This window comes from Bacillus sp. ISL-57 (assembly GCF_018613135.1).
GTDB lineage: Bacteria > Bacillota > Bacilli > Bacillales > DSM-1321 > Peribacillus > Peribacillus frigoritolerans.
The window spans coordinates 21,254-35,073 of sequence record NZ_JAGGQV010000007.1; the positions used below are offsets into that span (position 1 = coordinate 21,254).

Consider the following 13,820-nt stretch of genomic DNA (forward strand, 5'->3'; position numbering starts at 1 on the left):
GTGCCTTTCACTTCGTTTGCTTCTTTTTATGATCTGGATAAATTTCCTCTGCCGCCTTTTCAATTTTAGCGAGGGCGATCTTCATGATGTGACGATATTCATCATCGCCAAAATGTTCGTAGAGCTTACAATAATCATTATATAAATCCAACAGGCCATCAATCATTTCCTTTTTTTCATCTTTTGTCATTGTCATTTCTCGCTCACCTTTACCAGGGTTGTTTTGTTTAGCAATGATAGCAAGCTCATTTTTCTTTTGAGGAAGGAGCAGGCCCAACTTTTTAATGATTCCATCTGCACGTTTTGCATCGGCAATCAAAGTCAGTTCTTCTTCATGCGCTTCAAGCCATTCACCATCAGAGATTCTTGATAACTCATAGATTACATCCTCCCAGGCATTTTCCTTATAGCGCCAAATTTCCGTTCGATAGCCGATAATCTTGAAATAATCCTGTTCATATCCATCCACTTGGACCAAGTCGCCTAATAAAAATTTATATTCAATATCGATTTGTTCTTTCGGATAAAGGATTTCTCCTTCATATTCATTTATCGATTGCAATGTTTTTTCGATATAAAGACCTTCACTATAGTTCACTTCATACACATAAGCACCATCGAGAAATTTCACATCGGTTATATTCCCGACTGTCCCATACATTGTTATTACGACTGTATCGCCTAATTTAAATTTCGGCTGTTTTTTTTTGCCCATAAGAGACATCCCCCAATATGGTCCTTATCGTTTGATTAGTAAATTATATGCACAAACAAACATGGAGGTTAATGGAAATAAGCGGGCATTTTGCTCATTTAGCTAATTAACCGGCCCATTTATTTAAGGGGCACTACAACCAAAAAAACCGCCTCATTTAATGAGACGGTTCGTAGTGGGGATTGAGAGCGTCACTTTCGTTCCTTCGTCGAGGACGCTCTCAATTTGGAATTTTCCTTTTAATTCCTCCATTATCTGAATGCATGTAGCCACACCTAATCCGTTTCCATCCGGTTTGGTGGTATAAAAGGGCATACCGATATTTTTTAAATTCTCGGGACTGATGCCTTTTCCATCATCGTTTATCACTAATCTTATATATTGGGAGATGGAATCGTGATGCAGTTCAATCTGCCCCTTAGCTTCGATGGCTTCACATGCATTATTCAAGACATTCAAGAGAACCTGCCTTAACCGGTTCCTGTCTGAATAAACAAAAACGGATTGTGTCATCCCATTAATTATTCTTACATGAGAACTCGGAATTGAGGAAGTATATGTATCCATAATTTCATCAAGGAAATCCTTTAAATCGATTTTCTCCCATTCCAGTTGATGCGGTTTTGCCAAATCAAGAAGTTGTGTCACAAATGCATTGACCCGATCCACTTCATGAAGCATGACATCGCTATATTTTTCTATCAATGATTTATCGTGGTCCTGGCTCTTCAATAATTGAAAAAAACCCTTTATTGTCGTCAATGGGTTCCTGATTTCATGGGCGACACCGGCAGCAAGCTGACCAACATATTTCAATTTTTCCGTACGGACGATTTCCTTCTCACGATCTTCAATCGTTTCCATCATTCTTAGGAAGGCAAGGTTCAATTTTTCCATTTCCTCGAAGCTTTTTTTGTCGGAAATGATGAACTCCTTTCCTCCTATGAAATCCTCTGTCGCTTCGACAAGTTCTTGAACTGGCCGTACGAGGGTCTTTGTAAGTAAATAGACAGCCAGAATGATAGAAACAAAAACGATGCTGTAGATTTTCAGGTACCGTGTCAATAGGTCATTCAAAGGCTGAAACACCTGTTTCTTATCAGCACCCACAACAACAAACCATTTGTTCTCTGTTTGTGCTACCGTATGGACAGGCTGGATGGAATATATTTTTTCCCCATTCTCTTCACTGTATAATTCATCCGTTAACGATGCTCCCATCAGCTTATCTTTCGTTAATCCCATTTTTTTCAGGGCAGAATCCTGCACCATGCCATGTGGGTCTTTTTTCGAAATCATGATGCCTTCTTGGTTGATCATGTAAAAGTTGACTGGGTATTTTTCGCTAATTTCATTAGCCTTTTCCTCCATCATCTCCCAAAGCCCTTCCAATCGGAAAGCTGTGGATACGACTCCGATCATTTCCCCTGAATTATCATATACCGGAGCACTCAGAGCTATAATTGGTTCTGAGAAAGCCCGGGTTTTATATACGTCTGAAAGGAATTCATGACCTTCCATTGCCTCTTTGAACCATATTCTCTTCGCGAGGTTATCCCCGATCATTTTATTGGATGTATCTGCAATGACATTGCCTTCCATATCCAAATACAGGACTCCGTAATAATTTCCTTTGGCATCGATAAACTTTTTTAATTCATCTGACTTATCTTTTCTTGAATAGCCAGGATTGATGATTGCCGAATTTGCACTCATTAACTTCACATCACTGATTCGTTCGTTCAAATAACTGTATGTTTCATTTACAATATTCAGTGAACCTGCATTCAGGGCATTTCTTGCTTCCTTCTCCAGAAGGGAACGTTGTGATCCATAGGATATGATCCCCAAGATCAGAAGAGGAACACTTGCAATAAGTAAAGAATAAAGCAAAATTCGGGTTTGAAGGCTTTTAAACATCCTTCCGATCCTCCCTATTCCTGATCTCCCAATATGAGCCCTTCTTCTATTTGGACATACTGTTCCCACGCTTGATCGAATACTGACATACTTTCGAGATAGTCTGCATTCAATTCTAAATAACTGCTCAGTTCATTATAATCAGTCGATTGTTTTGGGAAGCCATGATCCTCATAGGCATAATTGGCAAATTTAGTGATTGCATCAATCTCCTTTGGTTGTCGAAATTTCATTAAATATAAATAAAATGGTCTCATGATGTCGAGCCCCCCTAAAATAACTATGATTTCTGCTTTAATATATCGGAAACTTTCGCTTCCGTCCACTTTTTTAAAAAACAATTTGGTTTTTTCTTCCTCATTTTATGAAATCCACGATTTTCCAACACAAAATGCATTCGTTTTATTACGGAATGACACTAAAATATCGTACTCTTTCCTTAAAACGGAAATTTTTTTTATTTTTTAAGATATCGTTCTAAATATGTTCGATAAAGGAGACGAAGTTCTTCAACTGGTATATCAATGCCCAAGGACTATAATAAACATGCGGGGCACGATCTGTCATTCCGCATGAAGGATGACGGAATGACTTTAAAAATCTTCAATTTCCCGCAGGCTATAGTTTTCTGAAAGGAAAAATCAAATCCCCTTCTTCGATAGAAATAGTGGTTTACACTGTTCTGTCTAAAATGAGGGGATTTATTCATTCATATATGGAACAATTTATTGCTTTTATTTGCTGTAAAAAATCCAGTCTTTTCACTAACGCCTTACACCTCTTACGAATAGTATGAAGAACATATTACTCACGAGTAGGATTTTCACGATGAAGTTCTTGATAAAGATATGCTTTCATTGCATCTGGAGAAATAGGGAATTTCTTTTTGGTACTCTTCCCAGCCATCAAACACCTTGCTATTACTTTTCTCTAATAGTTTATAAAACATTTTTTTTAGATGGCTATCTGAATCCGCACGATCAGTGGCTATTTCCCCCATTCTCATTGGGATTGGAAATAACCTTAAAAGGGAATTTCAATAGCCGTATCCCTTAAATGAAGGTCGCTTTTTAAAATTGGAATTTATCAGCAGTTATATTGTAATAGGGCATTATAAGCTTTTCCCTATTCATAGCCCATAGTCCTATTTCAACTTCAATTACTCATCATACGCCTTCTGTTCCCAAGCTGTATCATATCAATAACTCCAACCCCAGATCATACATAGTATTGTACCGAAGACAGTAATTAGAGCTAGAAATATAGCGCAATATAATGTCATAAAAATTGATTTGCTATCATCAGTTTCACGAGCATGCATAAACACAACTAGTTGAACAGCTGCTTGTATGAATGCTGTCAATATAAAAATCGTCATGCCTGTTGCTTTTGACATATTGAAGAAGTAAACCAAAATAGCTACAAACGTCAAAATCAATGAAAATACAAAACCCCATACTTGCTTAGCCGGGAATAATTCCTTCATGTTCATGTCATTCCTTTCATGTAGATAAAGGTGAAGATGAAGATCCAAACGATATCCAAGAAATGCCAGTAAAGAGAGAAAATGAAAGATTTATTGGCTGTTTCAGGTGTCAACCCGCGTTTTTTCACTTGAAGGATAATAAATAACCCCCAGAAAAGCCCTAATGTAACATGTGCTCCATGTGTCCCTAATGTTGTAAAAAGCATCGATGTAAATGCACTAGTTTGCAGTGTAGCTCCTTCGCGATAATAGGTAATGAACTCAGTAATTTCAAATCCTATAAATCCTAATCCAAGAAGGAGAGTGATTACGAAAAATGTCAACATAGCTTTCTTGTTGCCAAGTCGCATGGCATGAATTCCAAGCCCGATGACAAAACTGCTTGTTAAGAGCAAGAATGTTTCAGCAAGTACTGGAGTGATTTCAAATAATTCTGCTCCAGCAGGTCCATTACCAGTACGATCAACTAATGTAAAATATGATGCAAAGAGTGTTGCAAAAAGCATAATTTCGGCTCCAAGGAAAATCCAGAAGCCTAAAATATTTAGACGATTTTGTTCTGTACTATATTCAAGAGGTTGCGAGTGATCTATTTCCATTTATTAACACCCCCGAATTTTGCTTCTGTCTCTTTAATTTCTTCTACAGAAATGTAATGCCCATGATCTATTTCGAATGAACGATGAGCCATGCAAACAAAGATACCGATTAACCCAATAATCGCAAGAAACCATATGCTGAATACTAACGCAAATCCAAAGACAAAGAAGATACAGGACAGGATAAACGGTCCCCCGCTGTTATTGGGCATATGAATTTTTTCATAGTCTCCCTTGAATAATTCATGACCTTTATATTTAGCATCCCAAAACGTTTCCCTTGAGTTCACTTGTGGAATAATAGCAAAGTTATATTCTGGTACTGGATTATGAGTAGCCCATTCAAGGGAACGTGCATCCCACGGATCATCACTAACATCTCTTGGAGCATGGCGAATGCTATAGTAAATCGTATATACGATTAATACAAAACTGATTGCCATTAAAGCTGCCCCGATAAACGAAATCATATTCAATGGTCCAAATCCAGTCGATTCAGAGTATGTGTACATACGACGTGCTTGACCATCTAAACCCGTAATATACATAGGGAAGAATGCTAAGCAAAAACCAATGGTTAGAAACCAGAACGCCCATTTGCCAATCCTTTCATTCAACATGAAACCAAACATTTTCGGCCAGTAGTAAGTTCCGGCACCAAGCACAGCAAATACTACACCCGGAATAATGACATTGTGGAAGTGAGCTACTAAAAACATTGTATTATGGTATTGATAATCCGCCGCTGACATCGCAAGCATAACCCCGGTAACTCCACCGATTGTGAAAAGAGGTATGAAACCTATTGAATAAAGCATAGGTACGGTAAATCTGATTCTGCCTTTCCACATCGTGAACAACCAGTTAAAGATCTTGATTCCAGTCGGGATAGCGATTACCATCGTTGTAATCGAGAAAATACTATTAACATATGCTGCTTGCCCCATTGTAAAGAAATGGTGCGTCCAAACGAAGAATGAATATATAGAGATAAATACCATTGAAGCAACCATTGATCGATATCCATATAGGTTACGTCGCGAAAAGGTTGGGATAATCTCACTAAAAAGACCAAATGCAGGCAAAATTAAGATATAAACTTCAGGATGTCCCCAAACCCAGAACAGGTTAGCCCAAAGCATATCCATACCCCCATCAGTCATTGTGAAAAACTTGGTTGCGAATAGTCGATCCATTGTTCCCATGATCAGCGCCACTGTCAATACAGGGAATGCGAAAATGATAATAATGCTTGTGACTAAAGCAGACCATGTAAACATTGGCATTTTCATTAATGTCATACCGGGTGCTCTCATTTTAAGAATAGTCGTCAAAAAGTTAATCCCCGTCATTAATGTACCTATTCCGGCTATCTGAATACCAATCATATAATAATTCGTCCCAACATGCGGGCTAAATTCATTACCTGCAAGCGGGAAATAAGATGTCCACCCTGCATCAGGCGAACCACCAATTACAAAAGAGATGTTGAATAGCATCGCACCCATAAAAAATAACCAGAAACTTACGGCATTTAGACGTGGGAATGCTACATCTCGGGCTCCAATTTGTAATGGCACTACGAAATTCATTAAGGCCATAATGTACGGCATCGCCATAAAGAGAATCATTACAACCCCATGTGTTGAAAAAATTTCATTATAGTGCTGTGAATCTAATAATTTGTTATCCGGTACTGCAAGTTGCGCACGCATCATCACAGCATCTACCCCACCACGAAATAGCATTAGCAAAGCAGATATTAGATACATAATACCTATTCTTTTATGATCGACGGTTGTTAGCCAGCCACTCCATAAAAAAAACCATTTTTTAAAGTGGGTTAAACCAACAATGATCAAGAGAACAGTAACACCAATGGCCACCATTGATGAGTAAATGACGGGACTAGGATTAGGTATAAGAAATCTAGAGAAAAAACCCATACTTTTGTGTTTCCTTTCTGAAAATATTTTTCTCGAGATAGACTAAGAAATTATTCATGATTGTGTACTGATTTTTCTTTACTATTACTTGACTTATGATCATGTTCCATATGTTCGCCTTTTGAATTCGCGTTAGAGTCACTTGAGCCATGATGATGTCCAGCATTTTCACCTTCTGGAGCTGGTGAGAAGTCTAAATGAGTTCCAGTAAACGTTAACTGTCCTTCATGACCCGGTTTTAATAATTCATTGAATCTTACTTCAGTAATGGGTTTCGCAGTTTCTTTAACTTCCTTTACCCATTCATCAAACTTATCTTGAGACATCGCTTCGACGTGGAACATATTTTCAGCGAATCCTTTCCCACTAAAATTTGCATTTCTTCCCATCATTTCCCCTGATTCGTCCGCTGCTAAGTGTAATGTGGTCACCATGTTAGACATGGCATATTTTTGACCGCCAAGTTGTGGAATCCAGAAACTCGTGATAGGCCCGAATGAATAAAGTTTAAATTCGAGTGGTCGATTTGTTGGAATATACAAGTAGTTAACTGTCTCGATATCGTTTTCTGGATAACTAAAATGCCACTTCCAGTCTGACGACGAAGCGTAAATAACTAATGGATCTTGACCCTTGTACCCTTCCGGAGTGGCTTCCACTTTATTGTTGGAAATTACAGAAACAACGGAGAAGAAAATGACGATTAAAATTGGCACCCCAACAATAATCGTTTCAACAACATGATTCCCTTCAATGTAGGGTGGTTCATAATCTTTAGGTAGTTTAGAGTCACGGTATTTCGTTAACACAAAGACTAAAATAGCACAAACAACTATAACAATAACCGCCATGATCGCAATTGATAGCCAAATCACATTGGCCTGCGTTTGGGCTTGAGGTCCTTTAGGGTCTAAGACCGCTAATGATTCACAGCCAGAAAGAACATTGACGATGGTAGAAAGAATAGCTAATTTAACCCATTTTATTTTCATATATGTACCCTTTCTTTTAAGATTCATTTCTAAGTTATCCACAAAAACATGAAGTTATCCCAAAAAATGCTTATTAAGAATGGTAATTTCTCACTTTTATATGAATTCATTTGGGGAATGTTCAGAGAAACAGGTAATCTAAATACCTACTTGCTTTGAAAAGAAATTTGAATATGTGAGGAGGAGATACTGTATGGATTTTTTTATTCCTAGTGGTCAAAGTAAGGGAGTGAAGATGAAGATTTAAAATGTTTGAATTGTCCTTGATAGGGGTTGGCTGCACTATTGGTACTGGATTTTTTCTTGGACCGGCCATTGATATAAGAATAACAGGCACTTCAATTTTCCTTTCCATTACAACAGCCGCAGGGATATTAATTTTGTACGATTGGTCTTTCATTATTATTTCTGCTCTTCGTATTTTGAAAATAAAATTTAGTTGTTTTAACAGTGCTTTTCACCTACCCTAATACCCTTTGAAGAAATTTAAAAAGACCTCTCCAAAAGAGGCTTCCAAAATAATATATCTCAATATACTGCTTGCTTCCTTCAGAATTCCGCGTCACTACGGAAAGCAACCGCAGATAATGCCTTCACTGTTCGAGATGTGCACCCTATAGACCGCACCGCCGGGCGCACAGAAAAACCTCACCAAAAAAAGTAGATGATGAGGCAACTTCTAATTATTTTTTATTTCCCAAAATCAAAATAATTCCGCTTTAACAACCGCTTCATCTTCAATAACTCGTCATACGTCGTCTGTTTCCCTAACTCTTTCGTATCAATTAAAAACAGCTGGTCTTCAATCTCTTTAGTCGTTTCATCACTCTGAAATAGCGCATGGCAATTATCACAGTAGAACGATGGCGTTTCATCAATTTCAACCGCTCTCGATCCATCTGGCAACTCCCAAAAAACTGTATCAGTTACCGATTGTAATGTTCCGACCTCACACCATGGACACATCTCCATTCTATTCATCCCCCTTAGGAGTGGTCTTTTTTTGCTGTGCCTGGAATTTCTTTTCTTTTAACAAATCTCGCTTTTCACGTTTGTTTTTCAATGAAGCATGCTCTGGGTTGGTCACGTAATTTTCCCGTCGGTTCATTCGCTTCAGCCCTTCAGGCACTAAATTGAATTGCTTGTCGTTCATTAAACCAGATACACCTATATCTGACTGTTTTTCTTCCATATCAGGATATATCCCTTTGAAATAATCATCTGCAAGTCCTGGTGTATATTGCTCAGGTTCAGGATAAGTGGTTATCACACCTTCAAAATTGCGCAGCACCGTTTTTGTAGGAGATTGTGAAAGGATATAATTCGGCTGCAGGGTAATTTTCCCTCCCCCTCCTGGAGCATCGACGACGAAGGTAGGCACTGCATAGCCGGATGTATGGCCCCGGAGCCCTTCGATGATTTCAATTCCTTTTGAAATGGGTGCCCTGAAATGACCGATCCCTTCCGAGAGATCACACTGATAGATGTAGTAAGGGCGGACACGGATCTTAACAAGATCATGCATCAGCTTTTTCATGATTGCGACACTGTCATTTATCCCCGCTAAAATAACAGCCTGGTTGCCTACAGGTACACCCGCATCGGCAAGCATCTCACATGCTTTCTTTGACTCTTCGGTAATTTCTATCGAGGTATTGAAATGAGTATTCAGCCAAACCGGGTGATATTTTTTTAAAATGGCACATAAATTTTCAGTGATTCTTTGAGGAAAAACAACCGGTGCCCGCGTACCTATCCTGATTATTTCAACATGAGGAATTTCCCTTAAGTTTTTGAGGATATATTCTAGGATCGTGTCATTGATCAATAATCCGTCCCCGCCGGAAATAAGGACATCCCGAACTGCCGGTGTGTCACGTATATAACCGATTGCAGCGTCTAATTGTTTTTTTGGCACGCCCATGCCAATTTGGCCTGAAAAACGTCTTCGCGTACAATAACGGCAGTACATAGAACATTGATTCGTCACCAAAAAAAGAACGCGATCCGGATATCTATGGGTCAATCCCGGTACAGGGGAGTCCTCATCCTCATGCAGGGGGTCCTCCATGTCATATTTGGTTTTATGCATTTCTTCCGAGATTGGGACCGATTGCATCCTGATTGGACACCTTGGGTCATTTTTATTCATTAACGAAGCATAGTAGGGGGTTATATTCAATGGAATGGTTTTTGTGGAAATCCTCACACCTTCCTCTTCATCCGGAGTCAGGTTTATCACTTTTTTCAAATCATCAACTGTTCGGATTGTATTTGTAAGCTGCCACAGCCAGTTGTTCCATTGTTCTTCGGTTACATCTTTCCATAGCTCTATATCCTTCCAATTACGATCTGGCTTATATAAGTCAAATAACATGGTTATACCTCCTGAGTTATGATAGTAGTATTAAATGCAAGAAGGGTGCCAAAATGACCCGAAAATTCGAATGCCTATAAAAAAAACCGGACTGCAGGCTGCATCCGGTTTTTTTCCCTCAAATATGTTTTTTTATTTTATATTGCAAGGTCTGTCTTGGAATTTGCAATAGCTTCGATGCTTGGAAAACGTTACCGTTCGTTTGAAGTAGGGCCTCGGTAATCAATTTTGTTTCCATTTCAATCATGGCCTCACGGAGCGGAAGTATTTTTTCGGATGGGTTGGGCTTCTTTAAAAACTGGGGTAAATCTTCAAGATTCAAAACATCATTCTCCTTATGGTTCATCATGAATTCAATCGTATGTTTAAGTTCCCTTACATTTCCAGGCCAGTGATATTTCCGAAAAAAATCCTTTGTCTTTTCATCCATGCCTTTTATGGACAGTCCTAATTTACTGTTAAATATTGATATGAAATGTTCAGAAAGAAGCTCTATATCATCAATCCGCTCCCTTAGCGGAGGCAGCTCGTAGCTCAATACGTTCAATCGGTAAAATAAATCCGGCCTTAGCCTGTTTTCCGATACGGCTTTTTTCGGATCAATATTCATCGCTGCCATGATCCTGACATTCACTTGTACACTCTTTGTGCCACCTATCCTCCTGATGAACCCATCTTCAAGCACGCGAAGAAGCTTTGCCTGCAAGTCAATCGGCATCGATTGCAATTCATCCAAAAACAAGGTTCCGCCGTTGGCCAATTCAAACAATCCCTGTCGTTCCACAGCACCCGTGTAGCTTCCTTTTGCCGTACCGAATAGAAGCGATTCCAATAAATTTTCTGGCAGGGCCGCACAATTTTGCGCGATGAAAGGTTCTTTACTGCGGCTCGATTCCTGGTGGATGCTTTGAACAAAAAGCTCTTTTCCTACACCGCTTTCCCCATAAACCAATACCGATGAGGTGGAGCGGGCTGCCTTTTTACCTTGGGATATCAAACCTTTAAACCCCTTATCACTTGTCAGGATTTCAGTGAAAGAATACAATCCGCCGTTCCCAGCCGTTTTCCTTTCAGGACTTTTGATTGTCTTGAGCGAGCTTTCCAGATCTGCTAACCTTTCCGATAATTGCTTCAAGCTTGAATAATCCTTTGCGATCTCTATTGCACCGATCATAAACCCATCAACATATAAGGGTAGAGTAGTATTTAGCGTCTCAATGATACGCCCATGTGCATTTACATACGATTGACTATAGTTATAGATTGGTTTTTCAGATTTAATGACCCGAAGTAACGTCGATGATTTGTGATTCAAAGAAGGGAATGCTTCAAGCAATGGTTTCCCAAGCACTTCACTTCTTTTCATCCCATCATGATTGGCGGCCACTCCGTTATAAAAGATGGTCTGTCCTTTTGGATCTATCACATGAATGCCTTCATCAATGGTTTCTAATATCGCTTCCAACACTTCACTTGTATTGAAAAATTCACTAGGCAAGCTATCCCTCCTCAATACCTTCTTGCTAGATGTATATGAGGAAATGCCAAAAACTTGTCATGAACCGCCTAAAAATGAGCATTCAACTAAAGTTTTTCACCCAAAGATTCATATCTTCCAGTTTATCAAAGATATAACAATTATTGGCCAAACGTCCGCGGTACGAGTATCCAAGCTGATGCAATGCAGCATTCATGCCGAACGAGAGCGACCGGGCAATCGAATAGATACAATAAATGCCGTGTGAGATTAGATAGTCTTCAAGCGCGGAAATCAAGTGTTTCATCAAGCCGTACTGCCGATGTTCCGGCAATGTCGCACAATCAGTGATTTCTGCATTATGGTAAAAGGAATTAATTTCTGCGGAAGCAGCACTGACGATCTTCTCTTCATGGACGTAAATATAAAAAACCGTTCCCATTTCCATGCACTTTTTCACATAAACCGGATCATTCATCGGTGTGGGATACACTTCGAAAACTTTCCCATACAGTTGGGCCAGCTGAAGTGCATCTGCAACTTCAGCTTTACGGGCTTGATATGCTGACGGAGGATCATCCAGTGCGGATTTAATCTGCAGCCTCTGAACATCGGCAAGGATTTGATCTTCCTTTTCCCATTCAGCACTGTTGCGCCTTTCCTTCCGGTTATATTTAACAAGGAAGAAACAATCGCTTCCCAAAAAGAATTTATCGATGCTTCCTTCATATAGAAAGCCCTGAGCAAGCAATGCCATAACGTTTTCCTTGCGGGACTTGAAGATGATTTTTTCTGCTGATATGCTTTTAGCCACCTTCAAAGATTCCTCCACGCATTCTTGAAAATGCCCTAGATAATCATCAACCCTGATTCGCTTATTAAAATGGTCGATCGTAATATGTATGGTGCACATTGGCTTTTGAATTCTTTTTTCGATGATTCCAGCCTCCATTTGTCCCGCTCCTTTCACATCTTCGAAAATTGTTGCGAAAGGCCTGACCCTTCCTGGGATCAGACCTTGGGAAAAATGATTATTCCTGGTCCACCCCACACCATTCAATAATGGTCAATGCGATGATTTCCGCAACTTCCATCATTTTATCCACCTCTATATATTCGTTCGAATCATGGGCCATCTTCGTTTCCCCTGGTCCAAACACAACGACGGGGGTAGAACCAACCGATGAAAGATACCCTCCATCCGTCGCCCAAGGGGATGCTTCGACAAGCGGTTCTTCCCCGACCACTTTTTCATAGTATGTGCCAATTGTCTTCATGAGCGGGTGATTGATTTCGAGATTGCCAGGCAGCCATCTGGCCCCAAACCATTCTAATTCAATAGGTCTTTCTTTGAACCATGCATCACTCTCGTTTAAAGCATCTATTCGCTCCTTCAGCGATTTTTGTGCCTCTTCCATGGTTTCTGTAGGGGCGATACCGAATCTGCCTTCCAGGACGGCTGTATCCGGCACGGAGGAAGGCCAATTCCCGCTTTGAATGCTACCAATATTGATTGGAATGGGGATAGGGACATTTTTATAGAGTGAATGACGGAGTGACTCATTCCGTTCTTGTTCAAGCATCTTGATTTCTTTCATTACAACAACCGCTTTATCAATTGCACTGACTCCTTCATACCTAGTGCCTCCATGTGCAGACTTGCCTTTTATTCTCAGTCGAAACCACATCGAACCTTGCTGTAATGGGAATAGTTTCATATTTGTAGGTTCCGGAATGATTGCACCATCAGCTTTATACCCGCGTATGACTGCTGCAAGTGTGCCGGCACCACCGCTTTCCTCTTCAATCACACTCTGAAATATCAAATCCCCCTTTAATTGGATACCAGATTCGACGATCGCTTCAATGGCCAGCAATAATGATACGTTGCCGCCTTTCATATCCGTCGTTCCCCGCCCGAAAACTTTCCCGTCCATCAACTTGCCGCTATAGGGTTCATCGTGCCATGCTGCATGATCTCCTTCAGGAACTACATCAATATGTCCGTTTAAAATAAGGGATTTCCCTTTGCCTGTTCCTCTTCTAATGGCCACAAGGTTCGGATTTCCTTTAAAATCCCTGCGGTCGCAATAAAAATGGGGATGTTTTCTTAATTGTTCATCCCCGATTTCCCAAAGGTCAATTTCCAGACCAAGTTGTCTGCACTTCTCGACCACTATTGCTTGTGCACTTCCCTCTTGGCCCCTTTTGCTCGGTTCCTGAACCAGTTTTTGCAAAAGCTGAACCCCATTCATCCGATGTTCATTAAGCCATGTTCTAATTTTTTCCTCATACATATCCATTCTCC

At 39.9% G+C, this 13,820-nt stretch carries 13 protein-coding genes; all 13 read right to left on the bottom strand.

Annotation, left to right across the window (positions count from 1 at the left end; genetic code table 11):
* Window positions 1-7 precede the first annotated feature (7 nt).
* The 13 genes from J7I90_RS11410 to J7I90_RS11470 all read right to left on the bottom strand — a co-directional run bounded on the left by J7I90_RS11410 (window position 8) and on the right by J7I90_RS11470 (window position 13,815).
* Window positions 8-715 carry a hypothetical protein gene (locus J7I90_RS11410; protein ID WP_034307510.1) on the bottom strand — a complete coding sequence of 236 codons (708 nt, stop codon included), beginning with the start codon at window positions 713-715 and terminating at the stop codon, window positions 8-10.
* Window positions 716-868: 153 nt separating this feature from the next.
* Window positions 869-2,635: an ATP-binding protein gene (locus J7I90_RS11415; RefSeq protein ID WP_214771666.1), complete on the bottom strand. Its 1,767-nt coding sequence runs from the start codon at window positions 2,633-2,635 to the stop codon at window positions 869-871.
* A gap of 14 nt (window positions 2,636-2,649) precedes the next feature.
* The gene (locus tag J7I90_RS11420; RefSeq protein ID WP_034307512.1) at window positions 2,650-2,892 is read right to left on the bottom strand and encodes a YozE family protein; all 243 of its coding nucleotides are present in this window, start codon (window positions 2,890-2,892) and stop codon (window positions 2,650-2,652) included.
* A gap of 566 nt (window positions 2,893-3,458) precedes the next feature.
* The gene (locus J7I90_RS11425; protein ID WP_214771669.1) at window positions 3,459-3,635 is read right to left on the bottom strand and encodes a hypothetical protein; all 177 of its coding nucleotides are present in this window, start codon (window positions 3,633-3,635) and stop codon (window positions 3,459-3,461) included.
* Window positions 3,636-3,833: 198 nt separating this feature from the next.
* Window positions 3,834-4,121 (bottom strand): cytochrome aa3 quinol oxidase subunit IV, encoded by a 288-nt coding sequence (gene qoxD, locus J7I90_RS11430; protein WP_057277337.1) that lies wholly within the window; start codon window positions 4,119-4,121, stop codon window positions 3,834-3,836.
* A gap of 2 nt (window positions 4,122-4,123) precedes the next feature.
* The gene (gene qoxC / locus J7I90_RS11435; protein WP_096337450.1) at window positions 4,124-4,720 is read right to left on the bottom strand and encodes a cytochrome aa3 quinol oxidase subunit III; all 597 of its coding nucleotides are present in this window, start codon (window positions 4,718-4,720) and stop codon (window positions 4,124-4,126) included.
* Entirely contained in the window at window positions 4,711-6,666 is a 1,956-nt protein-coding gene (gene qoxB / locus J7I90_RS11440) for a cytochrome aa3 quinol oxidase subunit I (RefSeq protein ID WP_214771673.1), read from the bottom strand. Before qoxB ends, qoxC begins: the two co-directional genes overlap by 10 nt.
* A gap of 50 nt (window positions 6,667-6,716) precedes the next feature.
* Window positions 6,717-7,658: a cytochrome aa3 quinol oxidase subunit II gene (gene qoxA, locus J7I90_RS11445; protein WP_214772142.1), complete on the bottom strand. Its 942-nt coding sequence runs from the start codon at window positions 7,656-7,658 to the stop codon at window positions 6,717-6,719.
* Between the two features lie 690 nt (window positions 7,659-8,348).
* Window positions 8,349-8,630: a YokU family protein gene (locus tag J7I90_RS11450; protein WP_214771676.1), complete on the bottom strand. Its 282-nt coding sequence runs from the start codon at window positions 8,628-8,630 to the stop codon at window positions 8,349-8,351.
* Window position 8,631: 1 nt separating this feature from the next.
* On the bottom strand, window positions 8,632-10,035 hold the full coding sequence (gene kamA, locus J7I90_RS11455) for a lysine 2,3-aminomutase (RefSeq protein ID WP_214771679.1): 1,404 nt from the start codon (window positions 10,033-10,035) through the stop codon (window positions 8,632-8,634).
* Between the two features lie 118 nt (window positions 10,036-10,153).
* On the bottom strand, window positions 10,154-11,533 hold the full coding sequence (locus J7I90_RS11460; RefSeq protein WP_214771682.1) for a sigma-54 interaction domain-containing protein: 1,380 nt from the start codon (window positions 11,531-11,533) through the stop codon (window positions 10,154-10,156).
* An 82-nt stretch (window positions 11,534-11,615) separates the two neighbouring features.
* A complete protein-coding gene (gene ablB, locus J7I90_RS11465; RefSeq protein WP_214771684.1) occupies window positions 11,616-12,464 on the bottom strand; it encodes a putative beta-lysine N-acetyltransferase in 849 nt (282 codons plus the stop codon).
* A gap of 79 nt (window positions 12,465-12,543) precedes the next feature.
* Window positions 12,544-13,815 carry a peptidase gene (locus J7I90_RS11470; RefSeq protein ID WP_095395353.1) on the bottom strand — a complete coding sequence of 424 codons (1,272 nt, stop codon included), beginning with the start codon at window positions 13,813-13,815 and terminating at the stop codon, window positions 12,544-12,546.
* Between the last annotated feature and the right edge of the window lie 5 nt (window positions 13,816-13,820).

What these genes read in the sequence shown, in the direction of transcription:
- J7I90_RS11410 (WP_034307510.1), bottom strand. Translation starts at nt 715, where the DNA reads ATGGGCAAAAAAAAACAGCCGAAATTTAAATTAGGCGATACAGTCGTA.
- J7I90_RS11415 (WP_214771666.1), bottom strand. Translation starts at nt 2,635, where the DNA reads ATGTTTAAAAGCCTTCAAACCCGAATTTTGCTTTATTCTTTACTTATT.
- J7I90_RS11420 (WP_034307512.1), bottom strand. Translation starts at nt 2,892, where the DNA reads ATGAGACCATTTTATTTATATTTAATGAAATTTCGACAACCAAAGGAG.
- J7I90_RS11425 (WP_214771669.1), bottom strand. Translation starts at nt 3,635, where the DNA reads ATGGGGGAAATAGCCACTGATCGTGCGGATTCAGATAGCCATCTAAAA.
- qoxD (WP_057277337.1), bottom strand. Translation starts at nt 4,121, where the DNA reads ATGAAGGAATTATTCCCGGCTAAGCAAGTATGGGGTTTTGTATTTTCA.
- qoxC (WP_096337450.1), bottom strand. Translation starts at nt 4,720, where the DNA reads ATGGAAATAGATCACTCGCAACCTCTTGAATATAGTACAGAACAAAAT.
- qoxB (WP_214771673.1), bottom strand. Translation starts at nt 6,666, where the DNA reads ATGGGTTTTTTCTCTAGATTTCTTATACCTAATCCTAGTCCCGTCATT.
- qoxA (WP_214772142.1), bottom strand. Translation starts at nt 7,658, where the DNA reads ATGAAAATAAAATGGGTTAAATTAGCTATTCTTTCTACCATCGTCAAT.
- J7I90_RS11450 (WP_214771676.1), bottom strand. Translation starts at nt 8,630, where the DNA reads ATGGAGATGTGTCCATGGTGTGAGGTCGGAACATTACAATCGGTAACT.
- kamA (WP_214771679.1), bottom strand. Translation starts at nt 10,035, where the DNA reads ATGTTATTTGACTTATATAAGCCAGATCGTAATTGGAAGGATATAGAG.
- ablB (WP_214771684.1), bottom strand. Translation starts at nt 12,464, where the DNA reads ATGGAGGCTGGAATCATCGAAAAAAGAATTCAAAAGCCAATGTGCACC.
- J7I90_RS11470 (WP_095395353.1), bottom strand. Translation starts at nt 13,815, where the DNA reads ATGGATATGTATGAGGAAAAAATTAGAACATGGCTTAATGAACATCGG.